The sequence below is a fragment of the Winslowiella iniecta genome (assembly GCF_001267535.1).
GTDB classification, from domain to species: domain Bacteria; phylum Pseudomonadota; class Gammaproteobacteria; order Enterobacterales; family Enterobacteriaceae; genus Erwinia; species Erwinia iniecta.
Genome location: NZ_JRXE01000001.1, coordinates 57,343 through 75,974, shown reverse-complemented (window position 1 = coordinate 75,974; position 18,632 = coordinate 57,343). Strand labels below are relative to the sequence as shown.

Annotated in this window: 13 protein-coding genes; 5 read left to right on the top strand and 8 right to left on the bottom strand. The window is 55.3% G+C overall.

What is annotated here, in order from left to right; all coding sequences use genetic code 11:
• Positions 1 to 52 precede the first annotated feature (52 nt).
• The gene (gene poxB, locus NG42_RS00290) at positions 53 to 1,774 is read right to left on the bottom strand and encodes a ubiquinone-dependent pyruvate dehydrogenase (protein ID WP_052896564.1); all 1,722 of its coding nucleotides are present in this window, start codon (positions 1,772 to 1,774) and stop codon (positions 53 to 55) included.
• Positions 1,775 to 1,934: 160 nt separating this feature from the next.
• Positions 1,935 to 2,834: a LysO family transporter gene (locus NG42_RS00285; RefSeq protein ID WP_052896562.1), complete on the bottom strand. Its 900-nt coding sequence runs from the start codon at positions 2,832 to 2,834 to the stop codon at positions 1,935 to 1,937.
• 138 nt (positions 2,835 to 2,972) lie between these two features.
• On the opposite strand from NG42_RS00285, the gene NG42_RS00280 reads away from it, so the two are divergent.
• On the top strand, positions 2,973 to 4,637 hold the full coding sequence (locus NG42_RS00280; protein WP_052896560.1) for an ATP-dependent nuclease: 1,665 nt from the start codon (positions 2,973 to 2,975) through the stop codon (positions 4,635 to 4,637).
• A gap of 117 nt (positions 4,638 to 4,754) precedes the next feature.
• Here NG42_RS00280 and cspD read toward each other — a convergent pair whose 3' ends face one another.
• A complete protein-coding gene (cspD, locus tag NG42_RS00275; RefSeq protein WP_052896558.1) occupies positions 4,755 to 4,982 on the bottom strand; it encodes a cold shock-like protein CspD in 228 nt (75 codons plus the stop codon).
• Positions 4,983 to 5,303: 321 nt separating this feature from the next.
• Between cspD and clpS the strand changes: the two genes are divergently transcribed.
• Together clpS and clpA are read left to right on the top strand one after the other, a co-directional pair.
• Entirely contained in the window at positions 5,304 to 5,624 is a 321-nt protein-coding gene (gene clpS / locus NG42_RS00270) for an ATP-dependent Clp protease adapter ClpS (protein ID WP_052896556.1), read from the top strand.
• A 58-nt stretch (positions 5,625 to 5,682) separates the two neighbouring features.
• The gene (gene clpA, locus NG42_RS00265) at positions 5,683 to 7,959 is read left to right on the top strand and encodes an ATP-dependent Clp protease ATP-binding subunit ClpA (protein WP_052896554.1); all 2,277 of its coding nucleotides are present in this window, start codon (positions 5,683 to 5,685) and stop codon (positions 7,957 to 7,959) included.
• A gap of 124 nt (positions 7,960 to 8,083) precedes the next feature.
• Here the strand turns inward: clpA and infA are convergent, their stop codons facing one another.
• The 5 genes from infA to trxB form a co-directional block, all read right to left on the bottom strand.
• A complete protein-coding gene (gene infA / locus NG42_RS00260; RefSeq protein WP_002211347.1) occupies positions 8,084 to 8,302 on the bottom strand; it encodes a translation initiation factor IF-1 in 219 nt (72 codons plus the stop codon).
• Between the two features lie 361 nt (positions 8,303 to 8,663).
• Complete coding sequence (gene aat, locus NG42_RS00255) at positions 8,664 to 9,356, bottom strand: leucyl/phenylalanyl-tRNA--protein transferase (protein WP_052896552.1); 693 nt, start codon at positions 9,354 to 9,356, stop codon at positions 8,664 to 8,666.
• A gap of 30 nt (positions 9,357 to 9,386) precedes the next feature.
• Complete coding sequence (gene cydC / locus NG42_RS00250; protein WP_052896550.1) at positions 9,387 to 11,117, bottom strand: heme ABC transporter ATP-binding protein/permease CydC; 1,731 nt, start codon at positions 11,115 to 11,117, stop codon at positions 9,387 to 9,389.
• Positions 11,114 to 12,874: a heme ABC transporter permease/ATP-binding protein CydD gene (cydD, locus tag NG42_RS00245; protein ID WP_052896548.1), complete on the bottom strand. Its 1,761-nt coding sequence runs from the start codon at positions 12,872 to 12,874 to the stop codon at positions 11,114 to 11,116. The genes cydC and cydD overlap by 4 nt, the downstream gene beginning before the upstream one ends.
• 156 nt (positions 12,875 to 13,030) lie before the next feature.
• Positions 13,031 to 13,999, bottom strand: coding sequence for a thioredoxin-disulfide reductase (gene trxB / locus NG42_RS00240; RefSeq protein ID WP_052896546.1), 969 nt, complete (start codon positions 13,997 to 13,999; stop codon positions 13,031 to 13,033).
• A 521-nt stretch (positions 14,000 to 14,520) separates the two neighbouring features.
• On the opposite strand from trxB, the gene lrp reads away from it, so the two are divergent.
• Both lrp and NG42_RS00225 read left to right on the top strand, forming a co-directional pair.
• Positions 14,521 to 15,015, top strand: coding sequence for a leucine-responsive transcriptional regulator Lrp (lrp, locus tag NG42_RS00230; RefSeq protein WP_006118610.1), 495 nt, complete (start codon positions 14,521 to 14,523; stop codon positions 15,013 to 15,015).
• A gap of 119 nt (positions 15,016 to 15,134) precedes the next feature.
• Positions 15,135 to 18,602, top strand: a complete 3,468-nt coding sequence (locus tag NG42_RS00225; protein WP_052896543.1) for a DNA translocase FtsK 4TM domain-containing protein — start codon at positions 15,135 to 15,137, stop codon at positions 18,600 to 18,602.
• Positions 18,603 to 18,632 lie beyond the last annotated feature (30 nt).

Sequence of the window (18,632 nt, the reverse complement as noted above, 5' to 3'; positions counted from 1 at the left end):
CTGATAAAAAAAACGGACGCCGCAGCGTCCGTAACAAGTCCGGATTAATGTTTTACCGCAGCCAGTTGGTTTTCGCCAGCTCAACCACTTCATCACCACGACCGCTGATGATCGCGCGCAACATATACAGACTGAAGCCTTTGGCCTGCTCCATTTTAATTTGTGGCGGCATCGCCAGCTCATCGGTGGCGGTGACCACATCCACCAGCACCGGGCCGTCATGGGCAAACGCCTGCTCCAGTGCCGCATCGACCTCTGAGGCTTTTTCCACCCGGATGCCTTTAACGCCACACGCGTTGGCAATCGCGGCAAAGTTCGGGTTTTCCAGCTCGGTACCGTCGGTAAGATAGCCACCGGCTTTCATCTCCATCGCTACAAAGCCCAGCACGCTATTGTTAAACACCACGATTTTGACTGGGAGTTTCAGCTGCGCCACCGACAAGAAATCACCCATCAGCATGCTGAAGCCGCCATCCCCGCACATTGCCACCACCTGGCGCTGTTTATTCAGGGATTGCGCACCCAGCGCCTGCGGCATGGCATTCGCCATCGAGCCGTGGCTGAAGGAACCCAGCAGGCGGCGTTTGCCATTCATTTTCAGATAGCGTGCCGCCCAGACGGTCGGGGTGCCGACATCACAGGTGAAAATCGCATCCTCACTGGCGTAATGACTGATTTGCTGAGCAAGGTATTGCGGATGAATCGCCTGCTTATCATTGGCCGTCGCCAGATCGTCGAGGCTTTTCCGCGCATCGGCATAGTGTTCCAGCGCCTTGTCGAGGAAATGACGGTCAGGCTTATCCGCCAGTTGCGGCAGCAGCGCCGTCAGGGTCGATTTGATATCACCGACCAGCGCCATATCCACATGACTGTGCGCGCCAATACTGCCTGGATTGATATCGATCTGAATAATCTTCGCGTCAGCCGGATAAAACGCGCGGTAGGGGAATTGCGTGCCGAGCAACACCAGGGTGTCAGCATTCATCATCGCGTGATAGCCGGAAGAGAAACCGATCAGCCCGGTCATGCCGACGCTATAAGGGTTGTCATACTCGATATGCTCTTTGCCGCGCAGCGCGTGAACCACCGGCGCTTTTAAGATGGCGGCCAATTGCACCACTTCCTGATGCGCACCGGCACAGCCGCTGCCGCACATCAGGGTGATGTTTTTCGCCTGATTCAGCGTCTCGACCAGTTTGGCCATTTCACCGGCTGGCGGTTGAATCAGCGGATGCTGCGGTGGATACCAGTTGGCTGTTGCCCCCTCGGGAGCGGCCTGTAACGCCACGTCGCCCGGCAACACCACTACTGACACGCCGCGGTTGAGAATCGCTTTACGCATGGCAATCGCCAGCACCTGCGGCAACTGCTCAGGATTCGATACCAGTTCACAATAATGACTGCATTCACGGAATAACTCCTGCGGATGCGTCTCCTGAAAATAGCCGCTGCCGATTTCGCTGGAAGGAATATGGGCGGCAATCGCCAGTACCGGCACCTGATTGCGATGGCAGTCGAACAGGCCGTTAATCAGATGCAGGTTGCCCGGCCCGCAGGAGCCGGCGCAGACCGCCAGCTCGCCGCTGATTTGCGCTTCAGCACCGGCAGCGAATGCGGCGACTTCTTCATGGCGCGTTGGCATCCATTCAATGGTGCCCATGCGGTTCAGGCTGTCGCTAAGTCCGTTCAGTGAGTCCCCGGTTACGCCCCAAATGCGTTTTACGCCGGCGCTTTCTAACGTTTTTGCCACCAGAGCGGCAACGGTTTGTTTCATCCTTTTCTCCTCATTGTGATCAACGGCTGGGCAGTCGATGACCTTTATTAATCAGAAAAAGCATAGTCGAAGGAAACGAAACGGGATTTGCGCCAACAGGGGTAAAGTGTGAATTGATGTTGTTTAAGCGGGGCCAGACAGCCCCGCGACAGGCAGGAAATTATGAAGAGAACAGCGCGATCAATACCGGTGCCAGCAGGCTAAGCGCAAAGCCATGCACAATCGCCGCCGGAACGATTTCCATTCCGCCGCTGCGCTGTAGCACCGGCAGGGTGAAATCCATCGAGGTCGCACCGCACAGACCTAAGGCGGTGGAGCGATGGCGGCGCACCAGCGTCGGGATCAGCATAATCGCCAGCAACTCGCGCAGCAGGTCATTAAAGAAGGCGGCGCTGCCGATCACCGGCCCGAATGCTTCGGTCATCAGAATCCCGGACAGGGAATACCAGCCGTAACCCGAGGCCATCGCCAGCCCGGTTTTCAGCGGCAAATCGAGTAGCAGTGCGGCGATCAGGCCGCCTGCCAGTGCGCTGACGGCAACCACCAACGCCACCATCATGCCGCGCCGGTTAAGTACAATCTGGCGTAAGGTCATGCCGCTGCCGCGCAGCTGAATACCGACCAGAAACAGCAGCAGAATCAGCGCGTACTCACTGGCCGCAGCGGCATAGTGCAGCGGCGGCCAGTCGCTTAATCCGAGGGCAAAACCGATCACGACTACGCCACACAGCTTCAGCGACTCCAGTGCCATATGCAGGCGCGACGGCAGCACTTCCTGTTTATGCTGGTGCGCCCAGGGTTTACGCCGCTCCAGCAGCCACAGCGCCAGCAGATTGCAGGCGATGATGCAGGCAACGCTGACCGCAGCGTAATGGAAAATCGACAGTAAGTTACTGCTCAGATTGTCGAGGAACGCGAGGCTGATACCCATGAAAAACAGAATGACGTACACCATCCAGCTCAGCAGGCGGTTGACCAGTCGCAATAACGCCGGACGTTTTAACCGCAGTAAATAGCCCAAAATCAAAGGTACAAGAATAATCAGTAGTCCCGAATACATAGCGCTGGCTGGTCCTTATGAAAAAGTGGCAACACGCTATCCAAAAACATCTGTCGAGTAAAGCAATGATCGGCAGCGGTACTTGACCTGCTGCAAGCGGGCGGCCATTCTCAAGTAAAAGCGGGGAGAGTAGAGCCTATGATTCTGGAAAATATCGATATTGTCGGGTTTCGCGGCCTCAACCGGTTGTCACTGCCGCTGGAAAATAACACTGTGCTGATCGGCGAAAATGCCTGGGGCAAATCCAGCTTGCTGGATGCACTGACGCTGTTGCTGTCACCGCAAGCCACGCTGTATCAGTTTGTGCTCAATGATTTCCACTTTCCGCCCGGCAATCTTAATCAGCGTACGCGCCATTTGCAGGTGACCTTTACCTTTCGGCAGGGGCCGTCTTATCCTTATCACGCGCCACGCTACCGGCCATTGCGTGATATCTGGCAGCACGGCGCTGACGGTGTACAGCGCATTGTTTATCGCGTCAGCGGTGAACTTGATGATGATCAGCAGGTCACTACCCGCCGCCAGTTCCTCGATGGGCATCAGCAGCTGATTGCCACCCCAGATGAAGCTGCGGTGCAGACGCTGATGGCGCTGCATCCGGTGCTGCGGCTGCGCGATGCGCGCTTCACCCGTCGGCAGCGCCATGAAACACCGCCAGCGCACAGTGAACCGGAGCTGAATGCGCTGGCCGGGCAGATTGACAGTCTGACGCGCGATTTGGTTAACCGGCCGGAACATCTCAGCGACAGTGAGCTGCGTGAAGGGTTAAAAACCATGCAGCAACTGCTGGAGCACTACTTTTCCGTCCAGCAGCCGGAGAACAGCGCACAGCCGGGAAGGGTGCCACACAGCGCGCGTGAATCGCAGCAGGGCTGGCGTCATTTAAATAATCTTAATCAGCTGATTGCTGATACCAATAGTCGCAGTCGTCGGTTAATTATGTTGCGGATTTTTACGCTCCTGGCGCAGGCGCGCGGTGCCTGGCAGCTCGATGCCGATGCCCGCCCGCTGCTGCTGGTGGAGGACCCGGAAACCCGTCTGCATCCGATTATGCTGTCGGTAGCGTGGGGATTACTGGAATTGCTGCCACTGCAAAAAATCACCACCACCAACTCGTCTGAACTGCTGTCGCAAGTGCCGATGGAGCAGGTTTGTCGTCTGGTACGCGAACCATTGCGGGTCGCCGCCTGGCGACTTGGCCCCGGCGGAATGAGTGCGGAAGACAGTCGACGCATCGCGTTTCATATTCGCTTCAGCCGCCCGTCGTCGCTGTTTGCCCGCTGCTGGCTGCTGGTGGAAGGAGAAACCGAAGTCTGGGTGATGAATGAACTGGCGCGGCAATGCGGTCACCACTTTGAAGCGGAAGGGGTGAAAGTGATTGAATTTGCACAATCCGGACTGCGCCCACTGCTGAAATTTGCCCAACGGATGGGTATTGAGTGGCATGTATTGACCGATGGCGATGATGCCGGGAAAAAGTATGCGGCTACCGCGCGCAATCTGTGCAGCGATCATCAGCAGGCCGAGCGCGATCATCTGACGATGTTACCGGCGCTGGATATGGAGCATTTTCTGTATAAGCAGGGATTTAGCGAGGTCTATCATAAGATCGCGCATCTGCCCGCGAACGTCCCGATGAATCTGCGGCGCATTATTGCCAAGGCGATTCAGCGCTCGTCAAAGCCAGATCTGGCGATTGCCGTGGCGATGGATGCGGCTGAACGCGGTACTGAGGCCATTCCACCGATATTGCGACAGATGTTTGCGCGCGTGCTGTGGCTGGCTCGCGGTCAGGCAGATTAGCCGCAGGGTTGAAAAGGGCGAAGGCGACCCAATTTTACTGTTAAGCGTGGAGAAAAAAATGCCAGCATCTGTGGCTGGCATTTTTCGGTAGGGTTGTACAGAATAAGTGAGAAATGGTCAGGCACTGACTGCGGCCGCCACTTCTACTGGAACGATAAGGCTGGCATGATTGCCTTTAGGCCCTTCATGTACATCAAACTGGACTTGTTGCCCGGCTTTCAGCGTTCTGTAACCGTCCATCTGAATCGTCGAGTAGTGCGCGAAAATATCCTCGCCACCACCGACAGGACAGATAAAGCCGAAGCCTTTGGCATTATTGAACCATTTAACAGTACCCGTCTCCATGCTTCTACATCCCTCGCAAGACATTTTATAAGTATGAGGTGAACTGGCTTTCAGCCCAGGCTGATTAAAACTCAATCAGCTTATGCCTGTACAATGTAGAGAAAACGGACTTAGCGTCAAGCTAATGGCCCTGTGAGACGGGGACGAAATCCTCAAAATTTGAGGCAGTTAACGCTATTGCAAATTTTGTGATGAAGGTCGCGCAACGGCAGTATCGGATAAAATTTCAACCACGCTGGACAAATTGTCAGGCGTGTTAAACTTAATGCAGGGCATGATAATCTGATGCCAGCTCGTCACGAACAATAATTGCGGATTACTATGGGAAACACTAACGACTGGCTTAACTTTGAACATCTTGCAGAAGATAAACTGCGTGAGGAGCTTAAGCCGCCCTCAATGTATAAAGTCATATTGAACAATGACGATTATACACCTATGGAATTTGTTATTGACGTACTGCAAAAGTTCTTTTCTTATGATGTTGAACGTGCAACGCAACTGATGCTTACGGTTCACTATCGTGGTAAAGCTATTTGTGGTGTTTTCACCGCCGAAGTGGCTGAAACCAAGGTGGTACATGTGAACCAGTACGCGAAAGATAACGAGCATCCGTTGCTCTGTACGCTGGAAAAAGCCTGATCGGTTTTCCGCTCCATTCGGGAGTTGTCCGTCAGGCGATAATTGGGGGAGGTGCCTAATGCTCAATCAAGAACTGGAACTCAGTTTAAACATGGCTTTCGCCAGAGCGCGCGAGCACCGTCATGAGTTTATGACCGTCGAGCATCTGTTGCTGGCTCTGCTCAGCAATCCGTCGGCCAGAGAGGCACTGGAAGCCTGTACGGTGGATATTGTTGCTCTGCGTCTTGAGCTCGAAGCCTTCATCGAACAAACCACACCGGTGCTGCCTGCCAGCGAAGAAGAGCGCGACACGCAGCCGACGCTCAGCTTCCAGCGCGTGTTACAGCGTGCGGTCTTCCATGTTCAGTCATCGGGACGCAGTGAAGTCTCGGGCGCGAACGTGCTGGTGGCGATTTTCAGCGAACAGGAATCACAGGCGGCTTACCTGCTGCGTAAGCATGAAGTCAGCCGACTGGATGTGGTGAACTTTATCTCCCACGGAACGCGTAAAGATGAACCTGGCCAGGCGCCAGGGGCAGAAAATCCGGTTAACGAAGAGCAAGCAGGCGGGGAGGAACGTATGGAAAACTTCACCACCAATCTTAATCAGCTTGCTCGCGTAGGCGGTATCGATCCGCTGATCGGGCGCGATAAAGAGCTGGAACGCGCTATTCAGGTACTGTGCCGTCGTCGCAAAAATAACCCGCTGTTGGTGGGTGAATCGGGCGTGGGTAAAACCGCGATTGCCGAAGGTCTGGCCTGGCGTATTGTGCAGGGCGACGTGCCGGAAGTGATCAAGGATTGCACCATCTATTCGCTGGATATCGGTTCACTGTTAGCGGGTACTAAATACCGTGGTGACTTTGAAAAACGTTTTAAGGCGTTGCTGAAACAGCTGGAGCAGGATACCAGCAGTATTCTGTTTATCGATGAGATTCACACCATTATTGGTGCGGGCGCGGCATCAGGCGGCCAGGTTGATGCGGCTAACCTGATCAAACCGCTACTGTCGAGCGGCAAAATTCGCGTGATGGGTTCGACCACCTATCAGGAATTCAGCAATATCTTTGAAAAAGATCGTGCGCTGGCGCGTCGTTTCCAGAAGATCGATATCACTGAGCCGTCGATCGATGAAACCGTGCAGATCCTTAACGGTCTGAAGCCGAAGTACGAAGCGCATCATGATGTACGCTATACCGCCAAAGCGGTGCGGGCGGCGGTTGAGCTGGCGGTGAAATATATCAATGACCGCCATCTGCCGGACAAAGCGATCGATGTGATCGATGAAGCCGGTGCGCGTAGCCGTCTGATGCCGGTAAGCAAGCGTAAGAAAACCGTCAATGTTGCGGATATCGAATCGGTGGTGGCGCGTATCGCGCGTATTCCTGAGAAAAGTGTCTCAGCTACCGATCGCGACACGCTGAAAACGCTGGGCGATCGCCTGAAAATGCTGGTGTTCGGTCAGGATAATGCCATCGAGGCATTAACCGAAGCGATTAAAATGAGTCGTGCTGGCCTCGGTCAGGATCGTAAACCGGTCGGTTCATTCCTGTTTGCTGGCCCTACCGGCGTCGGTAAAACCGAGGTGACCGTTCAGCTGGCGAAAGCGTTGGGGATTGAACTGCTGCGTTTTGATATGTCTGAATATATGGAACGTCATACCGTCAGCCGTTTAATCGGTGCGCCTCCGGGCTATGTTGGTTTCGATCAGGGCGGTCTGCTGACGGATGCGGTAATCAAACATCCGCATGCGGTGCTGCTGCTGGATGAAATCGAGAAAGCGCACCCGGATGTGTTTAACCTGCTGTTGCAGGTGATGGACAACGGGATGCTGACCGATAACAACGGCCGCAAAGCGGATTTCCGCAATGTGATCGTAGTGATGACCACGAACGCCGGAGTGCGGGAGACCGAGCGGAAATCCATCGGCCTGATCCAGCAGGATAACAGCACCGATGCGATGGAAGAGATCAAAAAGATCTTTACCCCGGAATTCCGCAACCGTCTCGACAATATTATCTGGTTCAAACACCTGTCGGCAGAAGTTATCCATCAGGTGGTCGACAAGTTTATTGTTGAACTGCAGGCGCAGCTGGATGCGAAAGGTGTGTCGCTGGAAGTCAGTGATGAAGCCCGCGAATGGCTGGCCGTGAAGGGTTACGACAAGGCGATGGGCGCACGTCCGATGGCACGTACCGTGCAGGAAAGCCTGAAAAAACCGCTGGCTAATGAGCTGCTGTTTGGTTCGCTGGTCGATGGTGGCTCAGTGTCAGTGGCGCTGGATAAAGAGAACAACCAGCTCACTTATCACTTCCTGAGCGCGCAGAAGCGTAAAACTGAAGGGACGGTGCATTAATCGCATCATCATCCCTGGGGAGCCGTTATCGGCTCCCACAAATAATGAAGGCCGGATAATAAAATTATCCGGCCTTTTTTTACGGGTGTCGCTGGCTTAGCGCATCGACACTGAATGGGGCAAATCAGCGACTACGGAAGACAATGCGGCCTTTGCTCAGGTCGTACGGGGTCAGCTCTACAGTGACTTTGTCGCCCGTCAGGATGCGGATATAGTTTTTGCGCATTTTACCGGAGATATGAGCGGTAACCACGTGCCCGTTTTCCAATTCAACGCGGAACATGGTGTTAGGTAACGTATCAAGTACGGTACCTTGCATTTCAATATTGTCTTCTTTGGCCATCGAATCCTCTGGGTGGACTACCTTAGTTTTGAACCGGCAAGATAATGCCGAATTTCAAGTATTATGTAAACAATTGTTGGTGAAGTCACCAGCACTTGCTGCTAATGATGAGATTTACACCGTAAGCAGCAGGCGAATAAATATCGGGTGTGATGACGTCAGCGGGGGAATAGCGGGCTAAGAATCTGCTTTAAGTCGGCATCATTCGCACAATTAAAACAGTTCTGAAACGGTGCGTTGAGAGATTCCCAGCCTGGTAATTCCGGCTCGCTCATGGTGCAGCGAACGGCGGACGACATACCAAACGCGCATATTATAGCACTGTTATCTGCAAATGCGTGGAAAACCTCATTTCCGGTTGTTAAAAAAGCCGCTGTCCGTGCCAGCAGCTCTCTCTGACCGGCTGTTGTGCCAGTGTATTCAGCCATGCCAGCCAGTCTGCACGCGGGATCTCTTTCGCTCCTAATGAGGCGGTATGAGAATTTAACACCTGACAATCAATCAGTTTGCCGCCTTGCTGGCTAAAATAGTGGCTGAATACCAGTAACGCGGTTTTCGAGGCATTTTCGCTACGGCTGAACATCGACTCGCCGCAAAAGATTTGCCCCAGCGCCATGCCGTAGAGGCCACCGACTAACTGCTCATCCAGCCACACTTCCACCGAATGGGCATGGCCCATGCTAAATAATTTCAGCCACGCCTGCTTCACCTGCGGCGTGATCCACGTTCCCTCCTGGCGTTCGCTGGCGCATCCCTCAATCACCTCTGCAAATGCCTGATTCAGGGTGACGCGATAGGGGGAACGGCGATGAAAGCGCTTCATGCTGCGACTAAGGTGAAACTGCTCGGGAAACAACACCGCACGCGGATCGGGCGACCACCAGAGAATCGGGTCGCCAGGTGAGAACCACGGAAAAATCCCGCGCTGATACGCATTAAGCAGCCGTGCAGGGCTGAGATCGCCGCCCATTGCCAGTAAGCCATTCGGCTCCTTCAGCGCCATTTCCGGCGGCGGAAAATTCAGCGAATCACGTGAGAGTTGAATCAGTCGCATGGAATATTCTCAGCGGACAAGAAACTAACACTATAGCGCAAAGCGCTGGTGAAAATGCCAGTAACGACCGCGACTGGCGATTAATTCCGCATGATGGCCCTGTTCGAGAATCTCACCCTGATCCATCACGTAAATACGGTCGAGCTTTTCCAGCCCCTGCAAACGGTGAGTGACCATAATCACCGTCTTACTGGTGTCGAGCTGCCACAGCAGTTCGAGGATCTGGCGTTCAGTTTCGGCATCCAGCCCCTCGGTCGGCTCATCCAGCAGCAGTAAATCGCCGTTATGCAACAGCGCACGGGCAATACCGAGACGGCGTAATTCACCGCCGGAGAGCTGACGTCCGCCTTCACCCACCCAGGCATTTAATCCTTCTTCATTCTCCAGCAGCTTGCCGAGGCCGACCTGCTGTAATACCGCCGTCAGCATCTCATCACTGCTGGCGGGCGCGGCGAGTAGCAGGTTGTCGCGCAGCGTCTGGCTGAACAGGTGCACGCGCTGGCTGACCACGCTGGTGCTGGCACGCAGCGAGGCTTCATCCCAGTCGCGCAGCGGCAGTCCGGCCAGACGGATTTCACCGGCTTGCGGGTCCCAGGCGCGGGTCAGCAATTGCAACAGGGTAGACTTGCCACAACCGGTGCGGCCGAGCAACGCAATCTTTTCACCGCGCGCAACCGCCAGCGATACACCGCTAACCGCCGGACGGCTGGTGGAAGGGTAACTAAAGCTGACGCCTTCCAGCGCGACGGCCATGCCAGCCTGCCGGGCAGCGTGTTGCTGCGAAAAACTGACGGCTGCGGGTTGATCAATAATCTGGCTAACGCGCACCGCAGAGGCGACAACCTGGCCTAAATGCTGGAAAGCTGCCCCTACTGGTGCCAGCGCTTCAAACGCCGCCAGCGTGCAGAAGACAAACAGCGCAATCAACGCGCCAGGCTGCGTCATTTCCCCGACGCCTGCGGCGCTGAGCCACAGCAATAAAGTGACGGTAACGCCGCTAATCAGCAGAATCATCGCCTGTGACAGCCCGCCCAGATTCGCTTGCTGGCGCTGCGCCTGCTGCCACTGTTGTTCGGTCTCATCCAGCCGCGCACGATACGCGCTGGCAGCACCATAAATCTTCAGTTCCGCGCTGCCTTGCAGCCAGCGAATCAGTTGCAGACGATACTGACCGCGCAGCAGCGTAATGGCTTCACCTGCCGGGCGACCGGCGCGATAAAACAGCGGCGGCATCACCAACAGTGTCAGCAGCATAATCAGCCCGAGCGTCAGAGCCAGCTGCATATCCAGCCAGCTAAGGGCAAAGCTCACCACCAGGATAACCATCAATGCGCCAACCAGCGGTGAAATCACCCGCAGATAGAGATGGTCGAGCGTATCAACATCCGCCACCAGCCGATTGAGCAGTTCTCCCTGACGAAAACGCGCAATACCGGCAGGGGAGAGCGGCAGCAATTTACTGAAGGTAAATACCCGCAGATGTTGCAGCACGCGGAAAGTGCCGTCGTGACTGACCAGGCGTTCAAAATAACGTGCCGCAGTACGGGTGATGGCCGCGCCGCGCACGCCAGCCGCCGGTAGCATATAGTTAAACGTGTACAATCCGGCAAAGCCCGCCAGCGATGAGGCGGCGAGGAACCAGCCTGACAGCGTCAGTAAACCGATACTGGCCAGCAGAGTGACGATGGCCAGCAGTACGCCAAGCGTTAAGCGGCCAAGGTGCCGACGATAAAGTTTCAGAAATGGCAGAAGGGCTTTCATTCAATCGCTCCCTGGCGCTGAGATAACAGTTCGGCAAAGGGCCCATCCTGCGCCACCAGCGCATCCCAGCAGCCTTGCTGAATCAGCTGGCCCTGGCGCATGACCCAGATCTCATCCCACTGTGTCAGCTGATTCAGCTGGTGAGTCACCAGCAGCGTGGTTTGTTGATGTGAAGCCTGAACCAGCGCATGCATCACATGACGTTCGCTGTCACTGTCGAGGCTGGCACCCGGTTCATCAAGCAACATCAGTCTGGCCGGTTTCAGCAGCGCCCGTGCCACCGCCACACGTTGCGCCTGACCTACCGACAGCCGCGCAGCATGTTCGCCTGTCTCGGTATCCAGTCCTTGCGGCAACTGGGCTAAAAACTCATCGGCGCCTGCCAGCTGGATAGCGTGCTGCAATTGCGTTGTATCCTCTGACGGCAGATTGTCGCGCAGCGTCATCGCCGGTAACTGCGGGTTTTGCCCGACCCACGCCAGCTGCTGCTGCCAGTGTTCCGCGTTGAGTTCGCGCAGCTCAATACCATTTACCGTTAGCGAACCCTGATAGGGCAGAAAACCAGACAGCACATTCAGCAGCGAGCTTTTACCTGCACCGCTTTGCCCGACCAGCGCCACCCGCTGCCCAGGTTGTAGCGTAAAAGTCAGCGGCCCGGCGAGAACCGAACCGGCAGGAGAGAGAATCACCAGTTGACTGGCGCTGAACGTCAGCGGCACACCGTCGCTCAGCGTCTGGCTGCCGTGTGCCACGGTGATTTCATCGGTCTGGCTGAGGAAGGTATGCAGCGCATCGGCTGCCCCTACGGCCTGAGCTTTGGCATGATAAAAGGTGCCGAGATCGCGCAGCGGCTGGAAAAACTCCGGCGCAAGGATCAGCACCAGAAAACCGGCAAACAGCGTGACGCCAGTAGCGTAATGACCGAAGTTCAGTTCGCCTAAATAAGAGAAACCAAAGTAGACCGCCACAATGGCGATAGAGAGTGATGCGAAGAATTCCAGTACCGCCGACGAGAGGAAGGCGAGGCGCAATACTTCCATGGTGCGCTGGCGAAAACTCTCTGAAGCGCTGTTGATATTGTCGGTTTCTGCGGCGGCGCGATGAAACAGGCGCAATGTCTCCAGACCGCGTAGTCGGTCGAGAAAATGGCCGCTCAGCCGCGACAGCGCGAGAAAGTTGCGGCGATTCGCATCCGCCGCGCCCATTCCGACCAGCGCCATAAACAGCGGGATCAGTGGGGCGGTGACCAGTAAGATCACCCCGGCTGCCCAGTTAATCGGGAAAATGGCAATCAGGATAAAACAGGGAATCAGTGCCGCCAGCGACATCTGCGGCAGATAGCGTGCATAGTAATCCTGCATCTCTTCGATCTGTTCCAGCAGCAGGGTGGCCCAGCTACCCGCCGGTTGACCCTGAATCCACGCCGGTCCCAGCGCATCCAGACGATCTAATACCGTTTTACGCAGTGTGCGGCGGATCGCCAGCCCACAGTAAAATCCAACCCGCTCGCGCAGCCAGCTGATCACTGCCCTGGCAATAAAGCAGCTCAGCAATAGCAGAAAATCGGGGACTAATTCGGTGCGGGGAAGAGTAAGCGCAATCAGCTGATGTAACAGCGATGCCAGCAGCCAGGCTTGCGCAATAATCAACAGTGCGCTGGCAAGGCCGAGCAGAAAAGAGAGGCGTAACCAACGGCGCGCATGCACGCTCTGTTGCTTCAGCCAGCGGGTAAGTTGTTGTTGACGCGTCTTGTTCATCAGTTACCGTTCTTGCAGAAAAACGAAACTGGCAGCCACCGGGCAGTGCCACATAAATGACCCAACGATAAGTCGCTGGCAATGGTACAGGGCAGAATGAAAAAAGGCGACTGATGAGCAGTCGCCTTGGGAAAGTTCGATCAGCTTTTTAACAACTTACTTATCGTTCTTAACCAAACCGTCAAGATAACGTTCAGCGTCAAGTGCGGCCATACAACCGGTACCGGCAGAGGTAATCGCCTGACGATAGATATGGTCCATCACGTCGCCAGCGGCAAATACACCAGGGATACTGGTCTGGGTGGCGTTGCCATGAATACCCGACTGAACCTTGATATAACCGTTTTCCAGCTCCAGCTGACCGTTAAAGATGGCGGTGTTCGGGCTGTGACCAATTGCCACAAACAGGCCGGCAACATCCAGCTGCTCAATCTCTTCGCTGCCGGAAACCGTGCGCAGACGCAGGCCGGTTACGCCCATTTGATCGCCGACCACTTCATCCAGCGTGCGATCGGTATGCAATACGATATTGCCGTTTTTCACTTTTTCCATCAGCCGATCGATCAGGATCTTTTCGGCACGGAAGCTGTCACGACGGTGAATCAGATGCACTTCCGCCGCGATATTCGCCAGGTAGAGTGCTTCTTCAACCGCAGTATTGCCGCCGCCAATTACCGCAACCTTCTGGTTACGATAGAAAAAGCCGTCGCAGGTCGCACAGGCGGAGACGCCTTTACCTTTGAACGCTTCTTCAGAAGGCAGACCAAGATAACGGGCAGAGGCGCCGGTGGCGATAATCAACGCATCGGCGGTGTACTCGCCGCTGTCGCCGGTCAGGCGGAACGGACGGTTCTGCAGATCGACAGTATGAATATGGTCGAAAAGAATCTCGGTATTGAACTTCACCGCGTGCTCATGCATACGTTCCATCAGCAGCGGGCCGGTTAATTCGCTTGGATCGCCTGGCCAGTTCTCAACGTCAGTGGTGGTGGTCAGCTGACCGCCTTTTTCCAGACCGGTAATCAGCACCGGATTCAGGTTAGCGCGCGCCGCATAGACCGCAGCGGTGTAGCCTGCTGGACCAGAGCCCAGAATTAATAATTTACTGTGTTTGGCCGTGCCCATGAGACCCTCATTTGTTAACTGGCAAACATACTTTGCGATTGTAGGGAATTTAACGCCGCAAAAAAAGCGTTCTGAGATTTTGTTAACAATCGATGCAACAGTTTTAACCGATGAAGCGGCAGCGGTCGGCCAGCTGAGTGAAAAGCGAGCAGCTGGCGGCAACATCGCACAGATTAATGGGAAAATACCCATTAAAAAACAGTCGTGCAGCAGGGCATATGGCATGTTGTACTGATTTTGTTTGTTTTACTTTGACAATCGGCTGCGCTTTTGCGAAAACATTGTAGGAAGCAGAGGGTATTTAGGGCAGCAGAGCAGGGTTTAATGCCATGTTTCGCGCATTACTCCGAATAAACTCAGTCTGTCATTTGTCATGACGCATGGTGTGGACAGACAACATGCGTCATATGGATGGCGCTTATCAGGCAACAGACTCAATGTCTTCACTTCAGACAACCCTGTTACATTGATTTGTTCAGGGTGTGGCAGGTAAAGGGAAGGAATTAAGAGAGACAATAATAATGGTAGACAATAAAAAACGCCCCGGTAAAGATCTCGACAGAATCGACCGTAATATCCTTAATGAACTGCAAAAGGATGGTCGAATTTCTAACGTCGAGCTTTCCAAACGGGTTGGCTTATCACCAACGCCGTGCCTAGAACGTGTTCGTCGTCTGGAGCGTCAGGGTTTTATTCTTGGCTATACCGCGCAGCTGAACCCGCATTATCTTGATGCTTCACTACTGGTTTTCGTTGAGATTACTCTGAATCGTGGTGCGCCCGATGTGTTTGAGCAATTTAACGCCGCAGTGCAAAAACTTGAGGAAACTCAAGAGTGTCACCTCGTTTCTGGCGATTTCGACTATCTGTTGAAAACGCGCGTTCCTGATATGTCGGCTTATCGTAAATTGCTCGGTGAAACCTTGCTGCGTCTGCCTGGTGTGAATGACACACGCACCTATGTTGTGATGGAAGAAGTGAAACAAAGTAACCGCTTAGTGATTAAAACGCGGTAACACAGGGCAGGTGCAAAACCTGAGAGATTTCGGTACACTCCTGTGAATTCATACAGGTTCAGCGTCGGGCTTGCCCGGCGCTGTTGCCTTCCAAGTTTACAGGCCCCTGGAGAGTACTCTTGAGCCAGGAATACACAGAAGATAAAGAAGTTACCTTGCAGCCGCTGAGTAGTGGACGTCGTTTGCTTGAAGCGCTGTTGATTATTGTTGCTCTTTTCGCCGTTTATCTGATGGCAGCACTGTTGAGCTTCAACCCTTCCGATCCCAGCTGGTCACAAACCGCCTGGCATGAACCGATACATAACCTCGGTGGCGCGCCAGGAGCGTGGCTTGCCGACACCTTGCTGTTTATTTTTGGCGTGATGGCCTATGCCATTCCTCCGGTTATTCTTGGCCTCTGCTGGATCACTTTCCGCCAGCGTGACAGCCAGGATTACATCGACTATTTTGCTGTAGCTTTGCGTCTGATCGGCGTGCTGGCGCTGGTGATCACCACCTGCGGTCTGGCGGCGATTAACGCGGATGATATCTGGTACTTCGCCTCTGGCGGCGTGATTGGCAGCCTGGTCAGCAACGCGATGGCACCTTATTTCAGTGGTGCGGGTGGCACATTAACCCTGCTGTGCGTCTGGGCGGCGGGTTTGACCCTCTATACCGGCTGGTCATGGCTGATGATTGCCGAGAAAATCGGCGGCACGGTAATGGGCGTACTGACCTTTGCCAGTAATCGCTCACGTCACGACGATGAGTGGCATGAAGAAGAAGACGAGCCACCCCGTGCCGCGCCGGTACTGAAAGCGGCTGCGCATGATGATGATGACGTATTGCTGTCGGCACCGAAGCTCATCGCCGATGACGAAGAGCAGGTCGAAGATGACGACAGTGAATCGCAGGACCCGCTGTTAGCGAAAGCGGCAGCGGCGACCACGGCTGCGCTGGCGGCTACCGCTACCGCCGCGCAACGTGCGCCGGCACCAGAGGTTGCGGCTACGGCTGCGTCCCCTGCGGCAGCGCGCCCGGCTTCCGCGCCGGTTGCGGCACCGACGGTCAGCCCGCCTGCGCCGGTAAGTCCCCCTGCGCCACAGCCTGAAGCGCCGCCGGTGTATCGTTTCGAATTACCGGAAGAGACGCCAGCACCCGATTATCCGCTGGAAGATGAGGACGATGCTCCGCAGATGGGCAACTGGCGCGACACGCCATCCTCTTCGGCTTCACCGTTTGATTTCTCTGCTCCACAAACTGAGCCGACGGCGATTGCTGCAAATCCGTCGCGGGCGGGCAGTGTTGCCGATGCGGCGAAGGTGGCAGCCAGCGCAGCAGCATTTATGCCAGGTTTCACGGCTACCAGCGGCAGCGACAGCAATCCGCAGGTGAAACAGGGTATCGGTCCTGCGTTACCGCGTCCGAATCCGGTGAAGTTACCGACTCGCCGCGAGCTGGCTTCCTGGGGCATCAAGCTGCCATCGCAGCGCATTGCGGAAGAGAAAGCCAAAGAGCAGGAGCAGCAGCAAGCGTCGCAACCTGCTGCCACGGCTTTCCAGACGGATGAAGAGCAGCAGGCGATGGTGCAGGAATCTCAGCTGCGTGAAGCCTTTATGGCACAACAGCAGCAGCGCTACGGCGAAGAGTTTGCGCCGGAACAAGAGGATGAAGAGGCGCTCCAGCAGGCGATGCTGGCGCGTCAGTTCGCAGAGCAACAGCAGCAGCGATATACCCATGAGCAGCAGCCCGCCGCTGAACCGGCGACGCAGAGCTTCTCTCTGGACACCTCGCGCGCTTTTGACTTCTCACCAATGGATGATTTGATAGACGATGGCCCGACTGAGCCGCTGTTTACCCTCGATGCGACGCCGGAGCCGGAAGCTCAGCCTTACCATCAGGTTGAGCCACAGCAGCCGGTTACGCCATCCTGGCAGCAGCCAACGCCTGCGGCACAGCAGTCTGCTCATCAGTCGGTGGCGGCACCTGCGGCATCACAGTATACGCCACAGCCTGCTCAGCAGCCGGTAGCGGCTGTCGCCGTGCCGAAACCAGAGGAACCTGCTGCCGACAGCCTGATTCATCCGTTCCTGATGCGTCACGAACAGCCGTTGCATAAACCTGCAACGCCGTTACCAACCCTGGATTTGCTGACCTCACCGCCAGCAGAAGAGGAGCCGGTCGATATGTTTGCGCTGGAGCAGACTGCTCGTCTGGTTGAGGCGCGGCTGGCGGATTACCGTGTCAAAGCGGAAGTGGTCGGGATTTCGCCAGGGCCGGTGATTACCCGTTACGAGCTGGATCTGGCGCCAGGAGTGAAAGCGGCGCGTATTTCTAACTTGTCCCGTGACCTGGCGCGCTCGCTGTCAGCAGTGGCGGTGCGTGTGGTGGAAGTGATTCCGGGTAAACCTTATGTTGGTCTGGAACTGCCAAACAAACATCGTCAGACGGTTTACCTGCGTGAAGTGCTGGACTGTGCAAAATTCCGCGACAATCCGTCACCACTTTCCGTGGTGCTGGGGAAAGACATTGCCGGTCAACCGGTGGTGGCTGATTTAGGTAAAATGCCGCACTTGCTGGTGGCCGGTACAACCGGTTCTGGTAAGTCCGTCGGCGTTAACGCCATGATTATCAGCATGCTGTATAAAGCCACGCCGGAAGAAGTGCGCTTTATTATGATCGACCCGAAAATGCTGGAACTGTCGGTGTACGAAGGTATTCCGCATCTGCTGACGGAAGTGGTTACCGATATGAAAGATGCGGCCAATGCGCTGCGCTGGAGTGTCGGTGAAATGGAGCGTCGCTATAAGCTGATGTCGGCGCTGGGTGTGCGTAATCTGGCCGGTTACAACGAGAAGATTGAGCAGGCTGCGGCGATGGGCCGTCCGATTCCCGATCCGTTCTGGAAGCCAGGCGACAGTATGGAAACCACTCCGCCGGTGCTGGAGAAACTGCCTTACATCGTGGTGATGGTGGATGAATTCGCCGACCTGATGATGGCAGTGGGCAAAAAAGTGGAAGAGCTGATTGCCCGTCTGGCACAAAAAGCCCGTGCGGCAGGTATCCACCTGGTGCTGGCGACACAGCGTCCGTCGGTGGATGTGATTACCGGCCTGATTAAGGCGAACATCCCGACACGAATTGCCTTTACCGTATCGAGTAAAATCGATTCGCGTACCATTCTCGATCAGGCGGGTGCGGAATCGCTGCTGGGGATGGGTGATATGTTGTATATGCCGCCGAACTCCTCGATCCCGATCCGTGTGCACGGCGCATTTGTCCGTGATGAAGAGGTTCATGCGGTGGTGCAGGACTGGAAAGCGCGTGGTCGTCCACAATATATCGACAGCATCACCGCCGGTGAAGAGGGCGAAGGTGGCAGTCTGGGGCTGGATGCCGATGAAGAGCTGGATCCGCTGTTTGATCAAGCGGTGGCATTTATCGTTGAGAAACGTCGTGCTTCGATCTCGGGCGTACAGCGTCAATTCCGTATCGGCTACAACCGGGCGGCGCGAATTATCGAGCAGATGGAAGCGCAGGGGATTGTGTCATCGCCTGGCCATAATGGTAACCGTGAGGTGCTGGCTCCGCCGTCTCATGAGATGTAATCAATCGCATAGTATTGGCACGGGAGCGGT

Excerpts from the sequence above, each read along its gene's own strand:
- trxB (WP_052896546.1), bottom strand. The coding sequence starts at position 13,999 with ATGGGCACGGCCAAACACAGTAAATTATTAATTCTGGGCTCTGGTCCA.
- cydC (WP_052896550.1), bottom strand. The coding sequence starts at position 11,117 with ATGAAAGCCCTTCTGCCATTTCTGAAACTTTATCGTCGGCACCTTGGC.
- NG42_RS00280 (WP_052896560.1), top strand. The coding sequence starts at position 2,973 with ATGATTCTGGAAAATATCGATATTGTCGGGTTTCGCGGCCTCAACCGG.
- aat (WP_052896552.1), bottom strand. The coding sequence starts at position 9,356 with ATGCGACTGATTCAACTCTCACGTGATTCGCTGAATTTTCCGCCGCCG.
- poxB (WP_052896564.1), bottom strand. The coding sequence starts at position 1,774 with ATGAAACAAACCGTTGCCGCTCTGGTGGCAAAAACGTTAGAAAGCGCC.
- NG42_RS00285 (WP_052896562.1), bottom strand. The coding sequence starts at position 2,834 with ATGTATTCGGGACTACTGATTATTCTTGTACCTTTGATTTTGGGCTAT.
- cydD (WP_052896548.1), bottom strand. The coding sequence starts at position 12,874 with ATGAACAAGACGCGTCAACAACAACTTACCCGCTGGCTGAAGCAACAG.
- cspD (WP_052896558.1), bottom strand. The coding sequence starts at position 4,982 with ATGGAGACGGGTACTGTTAAATGGTTCAATAATGCCAAAGGCTTCGGC.
- clpA (WP_052896554.1), top strand. The coding sequence starts at position 5,683 with ATGCTCAATCAAGAACTGGAACTCAGTTTAAACATGGCTTTCGCCAGA.
- infA (WP_002211347.1), bottom strand. The coding sequence starts at position 8,302 with ATGGCCAAAGAAGACAATATTGAAATGCAAGGTACCGTACTTGATACG.
- lrp (WP_006118610.1), top strand. The coding sequence starts at position 14,521 with ATGGTAGACAATAAAAAACGCCCCGGTAAAGATCTCGACAGAATCGAC.
- clpS (WP_052896556.1), top strand. The coding sequence starts at position 5,304 with ATGGGAAACACTAACGACTGGCTTAACTTTGAACATCTTGCAGAAGAT.